The organism is Mycobacterium sp., from assembly GCF_035633495.1.
Taxonomy (GTDB): domain Bacteria; phylum Actinomycetota; class Actinomycetes; order Mycobacteriales; family Mycobacteriaceae; genus Mycobacterium.
The window spans coordinates 25,055-40,370 of the sequence record NZ_DASQEU010000149.1 but is presented as its reverse complement, the minus strand read 5'-3'; the positions used below and the strand labels follow the sequence as shown (position 1 = coordinate 40,370).

Genomic DNA, 15,316 nt, shown 5'->3' with positions numbered 1-15,316 from the left:
CTAGCGGAACACCCCGGGCAGGCTGAGGCCAGACATGGTGTCGTCCGCCAGTGGATTGTCGTGAATCATGTAGGTCCACGTCGAAGTGGGCCGTGCGAGTTTCGACAGGTCGAGTCCCTGCTCGTCGTCGACCACGTTGGCGGTTTCGAAGGTCTGCTGCGCGGCTTCGATGGCGTCGGCCGCCAGTGAGGCGAAGGCGTCGACGGCCAGCCGGTGGAATTCGTCGAGTGGGTTCTGTCTGCCCAGCGCCCGCAGGTGGATGCTCTCGCGGATGTCCGACAGGTAGGCCTGGTGGTCGGCCCAGCCGCGGTCCAGGTGGTAGAGCATGATCTGTCGGCAGATCTTCTCCAGCCGCTCCTCGTCGATCTCCTTCGCCAGTTCCTCGTAGCGCTCCGGGGACCGCTCGGCCAGCTCCTGGCGGGCAGTAGCGGTGCGCAGCAACGTGTTTCGCCGCTCCACCAGGATCGCGCGCTGCTGGGCGACGAGCTGGTTGTAGCGCCAGGTGTTGGCGTGCACGTCGAGCAGCCTGCCCTCGGCGATGCGCTGGGCGTGCTCGAGCAGCTGGGCGGCCTTGTCGGCGGTGATGCGGCCGTCGTCGTCGGTCCCCATCGGGAGTTTTTCCGGGTCGAGGTGCGAGACGACGACGTCGTCCTCCCAGCTGGAGAAGAACACCGACGAACCGGGATCGCCCTGCCGGCCGGCACGGCCGCGAAGCTGGTTGTCCAGCCGCTCGGTGTGGTGGCGGCCCGTGCCGATGACGTGCAGCCCGCCGAGTTCGGCGACTTCATCGTGGCCGGCCTCGTCGGAGCCGCCCAGGCGGATGTCGGTGCCGCGGCCGGCGATCTGGGTGGACACCGTCACCGAGTTCAGCGTGCCTGCCTCGGCGATGACGCGCGCCTCCTCCTCGTCGTTCTTGGCGTTCAGGACGACGGCGGGCACACCCGCCTTGACGAGCCGTTCGTGCAGTTCTTCGGACTCGGCGACGTCGCGGGTGCCGACGAGCACCGGCTGGCCGGTGGCGTGGATCGTCTTGATGTGGTCGATGACGGCGTCGATCTTGGCGGCGGCGGTGATGTAGACGCGGTCGGCGACGTCCTCGCGGACGTTGGGTGTGTTCGGGGGAATCGGCGACACCCCGAGCTTGTAGAACTGCCGGAGCTGCTCGCCGGCGGCCAGCGCCGTACCGGTCATCCCGCACACGGTCGGATAGCGGTTGATCAGGGCCTGGACGGTGATGGTGTCGAGCACTTCACCGGTCTCGGTGGTCTCGATGCGCTCCTTGGCCTCGACGGCTGCCTGCAGCCCGTCGGGCCAGCGCTGCAGTTGCGCGATGCGGCCACGGGACGCGTTGATCAACTGCACCCTGTCGTCGCGGACGATGTAGTGCACGTCGCGCTGCAGCAGCACGTGGGCGTGCAGGGCCACGTTGATCTCGGTCAGCGTGGTGCTGACGTTCTCCTCGGAGTAGATGTCGATGCCGCCGAGTGCCTTCTCGAGCTTGCGGGCGCCCTGGTCGGTGAGATGCACGTTGCGACGGTCGGCGTCGGTGTCGTAGTACTTTTCGGCGGCCGTCGCGGCACACAGGTCGCCGACCATCCGGATGATCTCCAGCCGCGGGGTCTCGCGGTGCGTGGTGCCCGCCAGCACCAGCGGGACCAGCGCCTCGTCGACGAGTACGGAGTCGGCCTCGTCGATGAGCGCGACGTCTGGGTCGGGTGACACCAGGTCGTCGACGTCGGTCACCAGCTGATCGCGCAGCACGTCGAAGCCGATCTCGTTGACCGACGCGTAGGTCACGTCGCAGGCATAGGCGGCGCGTCGCTCGTCGGCGGTGGACTCGGCGGTGATCCAGCCGACGGTCAGGCCCATCGCCTCGAGCAGCGGGCCCATCCATTCGGCGTCGCGTCGCGCCAGGTAGTCGTTGACGGAGATGACGTGCACGCTGCGGCCGGCGATCGCGTAGCCTGCCGCGGCGATCGCACCGGCGAGCGTCTTGCCCTCGCCGGTCGCCATTTCGACGACGTCGCCCGCGAGCATGCGCAGGGCGCCTAGTAGCTGAACGTCGAACGGCCGCAACGTCGTTGCGCGTTCGGAGGCTTCGCGGGCAATGGCCAGGAACTGCGGGATGTCGGCCGACTCGGCGAGCTCGTCGAGGTTGAGCAGCTTGGCGGCCTTGCGCAGTTTCTCGTCTTCGAGGCCCGCCGCCTTGTCGTCGAACTCCGCCGAGGCGCGCACCAGGTCCATCGACTGGGCCTGGTCCTTGTCGGTACTGGCGCCGAGCAGCTTCCAGAACCGGTTGCTCAGCCGACCAGAGGTGCGGTCTTTCGTCTTCGGGAAGATCTTTGGCACTCGTTCACGGTACGCGGACCACTCTCGCTCCCGCGAGCGTGCGTGTCTGCGGCCGACACGCCGCGTCTAAACCGCAGAACGCGCACGCTCGCGGCAGGGTAGCTTCCCGCACAGCGGTGTCGCCGGACGCCCGCAGAGGAGTCTGATGGATTCGGAGCGATTCAAGCCCTCCGTCGACTGGAGCAATGAATTCCTCGCGTCGACCCTGTGGGTGTTGAAGACCTTCGGCATCACCGCCGTCTGCCTCGTCGCGGTCCTCGTCCTGCTGGGTCGCCTGACCGAATGGGGCCGCCAGTTCTGGCGCATCAACGGCCCGTACTTCACCCCTCGCGGCTCGCGTCTGACCGTGTGGATCATGTTGGCGGGCTTGCTCGCATCGGCCATCCTGGCAGTGCGGATCAGCGTGCTGCTCAGTTACTACGCCAACGACCTGTTCTCGTCGTTGCAGGTGGCGTTCGAGGGCAACGCGGCACCGGACGGCTCACTGAAGGACACCGGGGTCGAAGGGTTCTGGGTGTCGATGCGCATCTTCGCCGTCCTGGCGACGGTCGCGACCGTCCGGTCACTGTTCGACCTGTACCTGATGCAGCGGTTCACCATTCGGTGGCGCGTGTGGTTGACGCACCGGGTGGTCGACGACTGGCTCGGCGGCTACGCCTACTACCGCGGGCAGCTGATGAGCACGCCGATCGACAATCCCGATCAACGGATACAGCAGGACGTCGACATCGTGACCACCGGCACCGGCGAGCCCAACACGCCGTCGCACGGCTCGAGCAACACCCTGCTGTTCGGTGCCGTCGAATCCGTCCTCAGCGTGGCGTCGTTCGGGGTCATCATGTGGCAGCTGTCGGGACCGCTGACGGTCTTCGACGTGACGCTGCCGCGGGCGCTGTTCTGGATCGTGATCGTCTACGTGCTGGTCGCGACGGTCGTCGCGTTCTGGATCGGCCGTCCACTGATCCGCTTGAGCTTCCTCAACGAGTTCCGCAACGCCAGCTTCCGCTACGCGATGACACGGTTGAAGGAGGCTGCGAGCGCCGTCGGCCTCTACCGCGGCGAGGACGCCGAGCGTCAGCAGCTCACCACCCGCCTCGGCGCCATCATCACCAACTACCGGCACTGGCTGAACCGGATGGTGATCTTCCTGGGGTTCAACCTCTCGGTGAGTCAGGCGATCAACCCGCTGCCCTACATCGTCCAGGCCCAGCGACTGTTCGCCCAGCAGATCTCCTTCGGTGACGTCATGCAGTCGGCGACGGCCTTCCACGCCATCCACGACGCGCTGTCGTTCTTCCGGAACGCCTACGACGCGTTCGCCAGTTACCGGGCCGCCTTGATCCGTCTCGATGGTCTGCTCACCATGAACGAGCGCACCCGGGTGGTGCCCCAGCTGGTGATCGAGGAGTCGTCGGACGGCGCGGTGCAGCTCGAGGACGTGGACGTGCGCACGCCCGACGGCCAGCTCCTCGTCCAGGCGCTCGACGTGCGACTCGCCCCCGGCGAGAGCGTGGTGATCACCGGACCGTCGGGCAGCGGCAAGACCACACTGCTGGAAAGCCTTGCGGGACTGTGGCCGCACGCCTCGGGCCGGGTGCGCTTTCCCGTCGAGGCGAGGGACGTCATGTTCGTCGCGCAACTGCCGTACATCCCGCTGGGCGACCTGCGCACCGTCACGTCCTACCCGCGGCCGGACGGCGAGGTCGACGCGGGCCGCATTCAGCAGGCGCTGCTCAAGGTGGCCCTGCCGAACCTGGTCATTCGAATCAACGAAATCAAGGACTGGGCCAAGGTGCTGTCCGTCGGTGAACAGCAGCGCATTGCCTTCGCCCGCATTCTGCTGAACGAGCCGAAGGTGGTGTTCCTCGACGAGTCCACGTCCGCGATGGACGAGGGTTTGGAATTGATGCTCTACCAGCTGCTTCGGGAGGAGCTGCCCGAGTCGATCCTCGTCAGCGTCAGCCATCGGGAAACCGTCGAGCAGCATCACGACCGGCAACTCGAACTGCTCGGTGGCGGCCAATGGCGAGTCGATCGGATATCCGCCGCGACTTGACCCCTCTGAACGGCTGACACCTACTGACCGGGGTACCTTGCCCGAATGGAAATGTTCACCCCGACGCTGGATTGGAGCGCCGAGTGGCTGACGTCGCTGTGGTGGATCATGCGGGCATGGGCGATCTCCGCGGTCGCCACGATGGTGGTCTTGGTGCTGATCGCCCGCTTCACGAATTGGGGTCGTCAGTTCTGGCGCATCACCGGCGCGTACTTCAGCGGCCGCTCGAGCACCCTCATCTGGGTCTGGCTGGCGGGGCTGCTGTTGTCAGTGATCATCGGCGTACGACTGACGGTGCTCTTCAGTTATCAGAGCAACGACATGCTGACCAGTTTCCAGGTGATCGCCGCGGGCGTCGGCGGTGGCGACGAGACCATCAAGCAGTCCGGTAGGGAAGGCTTCTGGCTCTCGATCACGGTCTTCAGCATCATGGCGGTCATCTACGTCGCGCGGGTCATGCTGGACCTGTTCCTGATGCAGAGGTTCATGCTGAGATGGCGGGCCTGGCTGACCGATCGGCTCACCGGGGACTGGCTCGACGGCAAGGCGTACTACCGGGCCCGCTTCATAGACGACACGATCGACAATCCCGACCAGCGAATCCAATACGACATCGACATCTTCACCACCGGTGTCGGACCCACGCCCAACACGCCGAACATCACCACCGGTTCGACGCTGCTGTTCGGCGCGATCAACGCGATCGTGACGATGATCTCCTTCACCGCGATTCTGTGGCAGCTGTCCGGTTCGTTGACGCTGTTCGGCATCGAGATGCCCAGGGCGATGTTCTGGATCGGGCTCGGTTACGTGGTGTTCGCGTCCGTGATCGCGTTCTGGATCGGCAAGCCGATCATCTGGTTCGCGTTCGACAACGAGAAGTACAACGCCGCTTTTCGCTATGCGCTGGTGCGCCTGCGGGAGGCGTCGGAGGCCGTCGCCTTCTATCGGGGTGAGATCGCCGAGCGCACGGGACTGCGACGTCGCTTCGCGTCCGTCGTGTCCAACTACAAGCGCTACATCAACAGGATGATCGGCTTCTACGGCTGGAACCTCTCGCTCAGCCAGATCATCGTGCCGCTGCCCTACGTGCTGCAGTTCCCCCGGTTCTATGCAGGCGACATCAAGCTCGGCGACATGACCCAGACTGCGTCCGCGTTCGGCAGCATCCAGGACGGGTTGTCCTTCTTCCGTAACGCCTACGACCAGTTCGCCGGGTATCGGGCGGCGATCATCCGTCTGCACGGCCTGGTCGTCGCCAACGACGAGGGTCGGGCGCTGCCCACCGTGACGACGGCGGCCTGCGTGGACGGCACGGTTCAACTCGACAGCGTCGAGGTCCGCACGCCCGACGGCCTGCAGCTCATCAACCCCCTCGATCTGCGCCTGGAGATCGGCGACACCCTGGTGATCACCGGCAAGTCGGGCAGTGGCAAGACCACGCTGTTGCGCAGTCTTGCGGAGTTGTGGCCGTTCACCTCGGGCACGCTGACCCGCCCGTGCGGACCCAACGAGACGATGTTCCTGTCTCAGATGCCGTACGTTCCGCTGGGTGACCTGAGGGCCGTCGTGTCCTACCCCTGTGAGGTGGGCACGCTCAAGGACTCCGAGCTGCACGACGTCCTGACCCGGGTTGCGCTGCCGCACCTGAACGATCGGCTCGACGAAGTCCAGGACTGGGCCAAGGTGCTCTCCCCCGGCGAGCAACAACGGATCGCGTTCGCCCGCATCCTGCTGACCAAGCCCAAGGCCGTCTTCCTGGACGAGTCGACGTCTGCCTTGGACGAAGGCCTGGAGATGACGCTGTACCGGCTGGTCCGAACCGAACTGCCGGACACCATCCTGGTCAGCGTCAGTCACCGCAAGACCGTCGAGCAGCACCACGACAAGGAACTTCGTCTGCTCGGCGGTGGCGAGTGGCAGCTCAGCAACCTCCGTGAAGAGCCGGAGCCGGTCCCGGTCTAGCCCGGGTCTAGCCCGGTCTAGCCCAGGTCTAGCCCGTAGAAGGGGTATGCCGGGGTAGCTTCCCCCGATGGACATGTTCACCCCGTCACTGGACTGGGGCAACGAGGTCGTCGCATCGCTGATCTGGGTCGCCAAGGCATGGGTGATCAGCGCCGTCGCGATGCTCGCCGTACTTGCGTTGCTCGCCCGGTTCACCACGTGGGGCCGACAGTACTGGCGGATCACCGGCCCCTACTTCACTGGGCGCCAGAGCATTTCGGTGTGGTTGCTGGTCGGCGTGCTGCTGCTGTCGGTGATGTTCTCGGTGCGGATGGACGTGCTGTTCAGCTACTACGGCAACGATCAATACTCCGCGCTGCAGGTCGCCTTCGAAGGCGCCAGTGCGGGCAACGACGCCGTGCGGGACTCCGGCATCCGCGGCTTCTGGTTCTCGATCCTGGTCTTCGCCCTGCTCGTCATCACCTATCTCGCCCAGACGCTGCTGGACCTGTATCTGATGCAGTTCTTCATCATTCGGTGGCGGGTGTGGCTGACCGACCGATTGACGAGCGACTGGCTCGACGGGCGCGCCTACTATCGCGGGCGCTTCATCGACGATCCCATCGACAACCCGGATCAGCGCATTCAGCAGGACATCGACGTGTTCACTACGGGGACGGGCCCGGAGACCAATACGCCGACGGTCGGCACGTCCACCACCCTGCTGTTCGGTGCGGTGTATTCGATCGTGTCGGTGGTCGCGTTCACGCCGATTCTGTGGAATCTGGCCGGCCCGTTGACGTTCTTCGGGGTGACGGTGCCGAAGGCGCTGTTCTGGATCGTGCTGCTCTTCGTGGCCGTCGCCACCGTGGTGTCGTTCTGGATCGGTCGCCCGATAATCCGGCTGAGCTTCCGCAACGAGATGACCAACGCCGCCTTCCGTTATGCCCTGGTGCGCGTGCGCGATGCCGCCGAGGCGGTGGGCTTCTCCCGCGGCGAACGCGTGGAGCGCATCGGGTTGTCCGACCGGTTCGCCCGGATCATCGTCAACTACCGGGCCCTGGTGTGGCGGGGGGTGGCCTTCCTCGGGTGGAACAAGGCCATGTCGCAGATCGTCGACCCGCTGCCGCTCATCGTCCAGGCGCCGCGACTGTTCGCCGGTGAAATCAACCTGGGTGACGTCAGCCAGTCGTCGAGTGCATTCCGGTCGGTGCAGGGCTCGCTGTCGTTCTTCCGTGCGGTATACGACTCGTTCGCCAGCTACCGCGCGACGATCATCCGTCTGGACGGCCTGCTCACCGCGAACGAAGAGGCAAGGGCACTACACCAACTCACGGTGGAGGTCAGCAGCGGCGGCGCCGTGGAGATCGACGACGTGGCCGTGAACTCCCCCGCCGGTGACTCCCTCGTCGACGGGCTCGCGGTGCGACTGGCCGCCGGTGGCTCGTTGGTCATCACGGGCCGGTCGGGCACCGGCAAGACCACCCTGCTGCGCAGCCTCGCGCAGATGTGGCCGTACGCCTCGGGCACCGTCCGCTACCCCTCCGACGAGGGGGCGATGTTCCTGCCGCAGCTGCCCTACGCCCCGTTGGGCGACCTACGGACGGTCGTCTGCTATCCCTCGATCGCGGAGTCGTTCGGCGACGATGACATTCGGTCCGCCCTCGACGCGGTCGCGCTCGGACACCTCGGTTCCCGGCTGGACGAGACGGCCGACTGGTCGAAGGTGCTGTCCCCCGGCGAGCAGCAGCGGATCGCGTTCGCGCGGGTGCTGCTGAATGCGCCGCGGGCGGTGTTCCTCGACGAGTCCACCTCGGCGCTCGACGAGGGTCAGGAGTTCGCGCTGTACCGGACTCTGCGCGACAGGTTGCCGGACTGCATCGTGGTCAGCGTGAGCCACCGCGGCACCGTCGAGCAGCACCACGACGACCGGCTGGAACTGCTCGGTTCCGGTGAGTGGCGGCTGGCCCCGATCGGTTAGCGGGTCGCGGCGTGCTCACCCGCGCGGCGCCCGAAGAACGACCCCTCGCCGAGTTGGGTTCCGCTGCAGTACCCCTTGCAGTCCTGGGCGATGTTCGACGCGCAGGCGCCTGCTGCGTAGAGACCCGCCACCACGCTGCCGTCCTCGCGCAGGACTTCGCCGTCGAGCGTCGTCGCGAGTCCGCCCATCGTGAAGCCGGCGTACATCGCCTTGCCCAGCGAAAGGTCGAAGGCGCCCCACGGCCCCTTGTCCTGCGGCGCAAGGAATTCCGGCTGCTTGTGGAAGTCGGGGTCTTCCCCCTTGGCGGCATACTCGTTGTAGCGGTTCAGCGTGGCGACCAGGTTGCCCTCGGGGATTCCTAGCGCCGACTCCATCTCCTCGACGGTCTCCCAACCGTCGATCAGCGGAATCAGTGGCAGCTCCGGGCGCTCCAGGTGCTCCTCGTCGACGATGAGGAACGCCGCACTGTCGGGTTGCTCCATGACGAAACCCGACGTGCGCGAGTGGTAGGAGTCCTCGGTGACGAACCGTTGTCCGTTCTTGTTGACGATGATGCCGGTCAGCAGGATCGCCGGCGGATACGGCGGCGCGGTGACGAAGTACTGGTCCATGTGCTTGGTGGCCCCGCCCGCCGATTCGCCGAGCCGGATGCCGAGGCCGTCGTCGTAGGTGTTGCCGAGCACGAACGGCTTCTCGGCCAGCTTCGGCGTGAACGTGGCGACCATCTCCGGGTTCATCACGAAGCCGCCGGCGGCGATGACGACGGCCTTGGCGCGGATGGTGCCCGTGTCCTCGAAGTGCTTCCAGCTGGCGCCCACGACCACGCCGTCGTCGTCGGTGACCAGTGCGGAGGCGCCGGTTTCGTAGCGGACGTCCACCCCGAGTTCGGCGGCGCGCTTCACGAGCAGGTCGATGACCATCGCCGCGCCACCCAGTTCGCCGGGCATGGGGACGGAGTGGCCGCGCGGTGCGGGCTTGGCCTGCTCGAAGAACGGCCACACCTTCTCGTTGCCGGTGTACGACAGTCCCTCGGTGCCCGGCGGTACGACGACCTTGCCGGGGTAGTAACTGCGCTCGAACTGAAAGCCCAAGTCCTCCAACCAGTTGAAGTGCTCGACGCTGCCGTCGGAGTAGGCCCGGATCTTGTCGAGCTCCGGTTCGCGGGACATGGCGACGAGGTACTCGTACATCTCTTCGGGGCTGTCGTCGTGGCCGGTCGCCTTCTGCACCTCCGTGCCACCGCCGAGGTAGAAGTGCCCGCCGGCCATCGACGTCGTGCCCCCCGCGGCGGCCGCACGCTCAAGCAGGACGACGCGCGCGCCCGCGGCGGCCGCACTGACTGCGGCGCAGCCCCCGGCGATGCCGAAACCCACGACGACGACGTCGACGTCGTCGGACCACTCCGCGACGTCCGCGGCGGCGACGGCCTCCGGAATCTGAGTGCTCACGCTTGCTCCTGTTTGACGTAGTCGAAGAATGCCCGGATCTCGGACGGGATGTGCGCGATCTCGAGGTAGGGAACGCCGGCCTGCGCGGCGGAGACGTAGGCGAAGCGCATCCCGCCGGGCATGACGCCTCGGGACACCACCGGCGCGCCGTCCCGTTCGGCCTCGCGCAGCAATGCCTCGAAGGCGTCGACGTCGTCGGCCTCGATGCAGACGTGGTGCAGTCCCGGGCCCGACGCGTCCAGGAATTCGGTGTAGACGCTCTCGCCGCGGACCGGCGCGATCAGCTCGAGCTGGGTGTCCCCGGCGTAGGACAGCGAGACGTGGGCGACGAAGTCGGCGGGCCGCCCGCGATGGGTGCAGGTGTCCGGGCCGAAGTGGATGTCGGGCATGCGCACCCACTTCTTCGCGCCCATCAAGCTGGTCAGCGCGCGTCCTCCTGCATCGAGGTTCCGCGTCACCCAGGCAATCTGGACAGGTGTCTGGTCATGCATCGCTCAGAAGGATATCTCCGGCGGGCACCGCTGGCTAGAACGTGTTCTAGTTCAGGATGATGGCGGCGAGAACGAGCCGGATCTGCCCGTCGAAGATGTCGCCGGGGTCCGAGAGCGTGTCGGCGTCGTACTTACCGAAGACCTCGAGGCTGATCGCCCCGACGAGCGCGGCCCACAGCAGGAAGCACTTCATCACCGTCGCGTCCCCGCCCGTGAACCCGAGTTCCGCGCGGACGCCGTCGAAGTCGGACGACGTCGATCGCGAGGGGGCGGGCCCGGAATCGGGCACCTCCCCCGCGGCGACGCCCGCCGCCACCACCGCGAACAGCGCGCCCACCACGCGCGTTCCCGGCCCTACCGTGAGGTCGGCGGGCGCGTGGCACGTGGGTGGTCTGACCTCCGACTCGACCGACGAGCAGATCCGCGCCGTCGCACCGTCGATCCCGGTCTTCGAGTTGGTCTGATGCCTCTCGCGTCAGGATCCGTCGCGCAACATCTGCGCGATCGTGGCAGCGGTGGCGGCACTGAGCTCGCCGGAGATCTGAATCGACTGCCCGTCGATGGGCTGGCTGATGGCGGGTGCGGCCAGCACGACCCCGTTGCGGACGAAGGCGAGCTGCTTGCCGATGTTCGCGGCGGTGTATTGCGCGAAGGCGGCACTCGACTCGGGATCCATCGACATCTGCACGGTGTGGAAGTCGGTCGTCGGCAGCTTCGTCTCGGTGGCCCCAGTCAGGTTCAGCGCCAACGCAACTGGGCCTAGCTGATACACCGCGGCCTTGTCGACGTCACACACCCCAATGGGCGCCTCCGGTGGTGTCGGTGGCGGAACGGGCGGGCAGTCCTCGGGATTGGCGACCAGCGGCACCTCCACGACGGGGCGCACGGCCAGCGGGATACCGATCACCGCGGGGGTCCTCGTCGTCGGCATCGGGGTGGTGCGCTGAGCGAGCTGACCCTGGTCCTTCATCAGGAAGGCCATCGCCACGCCGACGACGATGGTGCTGACCATCGCCAGGATGCCGATCGACGCCAAGACGGCGATCATGATCCGGCGGGCGGTCCACGGCTCCCCCGACGAAAACCAGGAGAACCACGAGTAAAACCGATACCGCATCAGCGGTCAGGCCGCCGGTGGGGGCGCGACGGGTGCGGTGCCTGCTGAGGCGGTGATGACCTCTTGGCGAATCTGCTGATCGGTGTTCGACCATGTGACGGCGGCGGGGTACTGCCCCCAGGTGCTGTTGAACATCCCGACGATGACGGCGCGCCCGTCGTCGGTGAGCACGTAGACGGGGCCACCCGAATCACCCTTCTGACTGACGACGCCGTTGGCCATCGTGAACCACCCGTTGTTGACGGCCTCCACAGTGCCACAGCTCTCGCCGGTCACCACGCCGAAGTGGCAGACGCGCTGCCCCAGTTGCGGCACGACGGCCGGATCGAAGGACAGGGCCCTCCCGCTTGGCAGGACGTCGTTGATCTGCACGTCGGGTGCCAGGGCGATGGCCTCCCAGTCGGCGATCATGTGATCGGTGGCGACGGTGGCGCCGTCGGGGGTGTTGTCGCGGAAGACGGTCTGGCGGCCGACGACGTTTCCGTCCTTGTCGCCGACGGTCCCACTCCCGCGGCAGTGCCCGGCGGTGAACGCGGTCCGCGTCTGCACGTCCACGAATGCGAGCGTGCACTTGTTGGTGTCCTGGCGGATCTCCATGCCCGGATGGACGAGGACGCCGGGAACGGCGTGAGCGGGCGCGGAACACAGCATCGCGATCGAAGCGGTTGCCAGCACGACCGCGCGCAAACACTTTCGGCGCAACGTCGTCTCCGATCGCCAAAGGTAGGTGAGGGATCAGAGTACCCATGGCAAAGGCGGCCCGCACCAAAAGGAGCGGGCCGCCTCATGTGCTTACCCTAAGGAATCGTGACGACCTGACCGGGATGGATGAGGTCGGGGTTCGCGATCCCGCTCGCGCGAGCGATGTCGTGGTACTTGTTGCCGTCGCCGTAGAACCGTTCCGCGATGGCCCACAACGTGTCACCCGACACCACGGTGTAGGTCCGAGGTGCGGGCGGCGGCGGCGGCGGTGGCGGCGGCGGCGGCGCGGGAGCCTCGGCCGGTGGCGCCTCCTCGGTGACTGCGGCGGGAACCACTTCCGGTTCCGCGGGCACCTCGGTGACCGGTGGCGGCGGCGCGGGCACCTCGTCAGTCTTCGTGTCCGACGACCACGCTGGCCCGTCGAACCCGTACAGCACCAGGTTGCGGTCGTTCTGGAGGACTAGTCGAACGTCCTTCGCGCCCTTGGTCTGGCTGGCCCACACCGGATCGTCCGGCGTGTAGAGGACGAAGTTGCCGTCGGTCTGAACCTCGGCGCGGACCACGTTCTTCCCGTTGGTGCCCGTCGACCAGACGGATTCGGCACCGGCGTACAGCACCAGATTTCCGTCGTCCTGGAGGATCAGTTTGTACGCCTCGTTCTCAGACGTCAGCGACTGACCGACCTCCAGCTTCTCTCCATTGTGAAGTCTGTCTCCCACGATGTTGCACCCTTTCCTCGTCGGCAGGAACGAGCCTACTGGCAGCGGTTGGGCTCGGAGGCCGTTCGGGTTGGCGCAATCAAAACGCTTGGCGAACAATCGGTTGCGTGCTGCGACGCCCTAGGAGTCGAATCCGAGGCCGAGGGCGTCGAGCGTGCGCAGCAGGACGTTGCGTTGCCCGGCGGAGTGATCGGCGCGGTCGAGGGACCACCGCGTGGCTTGAATTCCGATGCTGGCAAACGGCTCGGGAGGAAACGGAAGTGGCTTCTGGCGCACCATCTCCAGTTCCGTACGCGGCGTCGCCACACCGCCGAGTAGGTCGAGGCAGACGTCGGCGGCAAACCTCGCCGCTCCCACGCCGAGACCGGTGAACCCGTTGACGTAGGCGACCCGGCCTTCGCGGGCCAGGCCCCAGTGCGCACAGAACCGGGTGTTCGTGTCGATGGGGCCCGCCCACCGGTGGCTGAATCGGACGCCCTCGAGTTGCGGGAAGGTGATGAAGAAGTGGGCGGCGAGTCTGCGGTAGCTCTCGGGCCGATCCTCGTAGTCGGCGTCGACCTTGCGGCCGAAGTGGTAGATGGCGTCGTAACCGCCGAACACGATCCGGTTGTCCTCGGTCATGCGGTAGTAGTGAAACTGGTTGGCGGAGTCGCCGATTCCCTGTCGGTTGCGCCATCCGATGCTGTCCACCTGGGCGTCGGTGAGCGGTTCGGTGGCCAGCACGTAGTCGTAGACCGGAATCGTGTGAAACCGGTTGCGGCGCAGCAGATGCGGAAAGACGTTGGTCGCCAGCACCACCCGCTTGGCGGTGATGACGGCATCACCGGTGTCGACTTGAATCGACGCGGTGCCGGAGTTCAGTGACCTCGCGTTGGTGTGCTCGTAGATGCTCACGCCGGCCTCGGTGCACGCGCGAGCCAGCTCGAGCGCCAGCTTGGCGGGGTGCACGATCGCGCACGTGCTGGCGTGTTGCAGCCCGGCGAGGAACGTCGGTGAGTGGACTTCGGCGCGTACGGCGGCCTCGTCGAGGAACTGGCCTTCACCCTCGGCCGCCGACTCCTTCAGCCATTCCACCTGGTGGGGCTCCGTCGCGACGCCCAGCATCCCGGTCCGCTGCCATTCGACGTCGAGGCCGAGGCGTTCGATCTCGGCCTGCATGCCGTCCAGGTTCTCCAGGCCCATGACATCGAGCTGCTCGATCTCGTTGGGCCAGCGCGTCTTTCCGTTCTCCTTGCCGTGCGTCAGGCTAGCCTCGACGAATCCGCCGTTGCGGCCGGATGCCGCCCATCCGATGCGGTGGGCGTCGATGAGCACGATGCGTTGGTCCGGATCACGCTGTGCGGCATGCAGAGCGGTCCATAGACCAGCATAACCGCCTCCGACCACCAGGAGGTCGCACGCGCGGGCCTGCGTCAGCTTCGGATGGTCGGGTCGATTGGACTCTTCCACGTCGAGCCACATCGATCCGAAGGCGCTGACGGCAAGGGACCGTTCGACCAGCGCGGAATCGACGTGGCGATCGAAGACGGTTTCCACACCTCTGACACTACCGGGGCTGCTAGGAGTGAGACGGCGCCGGTGTACTGCCCGCCGCGGCGGGGGCGGTGACGTCGGTCCCGGAAGGGCGCCGCGGTGCCCAGCCCGGGGGGCCGAACACATAGCCGAGGCGGTCGCGCAACCGGTCGGCGCGCCTGACGTCGCGCGCAATGGCCACGTATTCGTGGGTCTGCAGCTTCCAGACGTTGTACGTCGAGACCTGTTTGGTCAGCCCGTAGTGCGGTCGGAACAACTCGTCGCGATAGGTCCCGAAAAGGCGGTCCCAGAGGATGAGGATGCCCCCGTAGTTCTTGTCGAGGTACTCGGGGTCCATGCCGTGGTGCACGCGGTGGTGCGACGGGGTGTTGAAGACGTACTCGATGGGCCGCCACATCTTGTCGATGCGTTCGGTGTGCACCCAGAACTGGTAGATGAGGTTCAGGGAGAAGCTGGCGAACACCATCCACGGCGGAATCCCCAGCAGTGGCAACGGAATCCAGATCAGAATCTCGCCGCTGTTGTTCCACTTCTGACGCAGGGCGGTGGCGAAGTTGAAGTACTGGCTGGAGTGGTGTGCCTGATGCGTCGCCCATACCAGCCGCACGCGGTGCGCGATGCGGTGATACGTGTAGAAGAGGAGGTCGACGCCGACGATGGCGACGACCCAGGTGTACCAGGCGGTCGACGGCAGGTGCCACGGCGCGACGTAGGCGTAGATCGCGGCGTAGCCGAACAGCGCGAGAGCCTTCCAGGCCCCCGTGGTCGCGACCGACACCAGCCCCGTCGAGATGCTTGCCCAGGCGTCGCGCCGCAGGTAGGCACCGGACGGCGCGCGATCGTCCTCGAGGCGATCGAGCGTGCGGGCCGCGGTCCACTCGAGGATGAGCAGCAGTAGGAAGAAGGGGATCGCGAACAGCACGGGGTCCCGCATCTGCGGCGGCAACACGTCCAGGAACGCGCGGATTCCGTCCCA

General features: G+C 66.6%; 12 protein-coding genes. 3 read left to right on the top strand and 9 right to left on the bottom strand.

Going from position 1 to position 15,316, the window contains the following annotated elements:
• Complete coding sequence (secA2, locus tag VET27_RS21970) at positions 1–2,340, bottom strand: accessory Sec system translocase SecA2 (RefSeq protein WP_526521777.1); 2,340 nt, start codon at positions 2,338–2,340, stop codon at positions 1–3.
• Between the two features lie 154 nt (positions 2,341–2,494).
• On the opposite strand from secA2, the gene VET27_RS21965 reads away from it, so the two are divergent.
• The 3 genes from VET27_RS21965 (at position 2,495) to VET27_RS21955 (ending at position 8,330) form a co-directional block, all read left to right on the top strand.
• Entirely contained in the window at positions 2,495–4,405 is a 1,911-nt protein-coding gene (locus tag VET27_RS21965; protein WP_526521727.1) for an ABC transporter ATP-binding protein/permease, read from the top strand.
• A gap of 45 nt (positions 4,406–4,450) precedes the next feature.
• Positions 4,451–6,370, top strand: coding sequence for an ABC transporter ATP-binding protein/permease (locus tag VET27_RS21960; RefSeq protein ID WP_526521726.1), 1,920 nt, complete (start codon positions 4,451–4,453; stop codon positions 6,368–6,370).
• 67 nt (positions 6,371–6,437) lie between these two features.
• Complete coding sequence (locus VET27_RS21955; RefSeq protein ID WP_526521725.1) at positions 6,438–8,330, top strand: ABC transporter ATP-binding protein/permease; 1,893 nt, start codon at positions 6,438–6,440, stop codon at positions 8,328–8,330.
• Here VET27_RS21955 and VET27_RS21950 read toward each other — a convergent pair.
• The 8 genes from VET27_RS21950 to VET27_RS21915 all read right to left on the bottom strand — a co-directional run bounded on the left by VET27_RS21950 (position 8,327) and on the right by VET27_RS21915 (position 15,274).
• A complete protein-coding gene (locus tag VET27_RS21950; protein ID WP_526521724.1) occupies positions 8,327–9,778 on the bottom strand; it encodes an FAD-binding protein in 1,452 nt (483 codons plus the stop codon). The two genes, VET27_RS21955 and VET27_RS21950, sit on opposite strands and share 4 nt — an antisense overlap.
• Complete coding sequence (locus VET27_RS21945; RefSeq protein ID WP_526521723.1) at positions 9,775–10,269, bottom strand: VOC family protein; 495 nt, start codon at positions 10,267–10,269, stop codon at positions 9,775–9,777. Before VET27_RS21945 ends, VET27_RS21950 begins: the two co-directional genes overlap by 4 nt.
• Positions 10,270–10,315: 46 nt before the next feature.
• Positions 10,316–10,606 carry a WHG domain-containing protein gene (locus VET27_RS21940; RefSeq protein WP_526521722.1) on the bottom strand — a complete coding sequence of 97 codons (291 nt, stop codon included), beginning with the start codon at positions 10,604–10,606 and terminating at the stop codon, positions 10,316–10,318.
• Between the two features lie 138 nt (positions 10,607–10,744).
• A complete protein-coding gene (locus VET27_RS21935) occupies positions 10,745–11,386 on the bottom strand; it encodes a SecDF P1 head subdomain-containing protein (protein WP_526521721.1) in 642 nt (213 codons plus the stop codon).
• A 6-nt stretch (positions 11,387–11,392) separates the two neighbouring features.
• The gene (locus VET27_RS21930) at positions 11,393–12,088 is read right to left on the bottom strand and encodes an Rv1815 family serine proteinase (protein ID WP_526521720.1); all 696 of its coding nucleotides are present in this window, start codon (positions 12,086–12,088) and stop codon (positions 11,393–11,395) included.
• A 95-nt stretch (positions 12,089–12,183) separates the two neighbouring features.
• Positions 12,184–12,807: a LysM peptidoglycan-binding domain-containing protein gene (locus VET27_RS21925; RefSeq protein ID WP_526521719.1), complete on the bottom strand. Its 624-nt coding sequence runs from the start codon at positions 12,805–12,807 to the stop codon at positions 12,184–12,186.
• 120 nt (positions 12,808–12,927) lie between these two features.
• Entirely contained in the window at positions 12,928–14,343 is a 1,416-nt protein-coding gene (locus VET27_RS21920) for an NAD(P)/FAD-dependent oxidoreductase (protein ID WP_526521718.1), read from the bottom strand.
• 22 nt (positions 14,344–14,365) lie between these two features.
• Positions 14,366–15,274 carry a sterol desaturase family protein gene (locus VET27_RS21915; protein ID WP_526521776.1) on the bottom strand — a complete coding sequence of 303 codons (909 nt, stop codon included), beginning with the start codon at positions 15,272–15,274 and terminating at the stop codon, positions 14,366–14,368.
• Positions 15,275–15,316 lie beyond the last annotated feature (42 nt).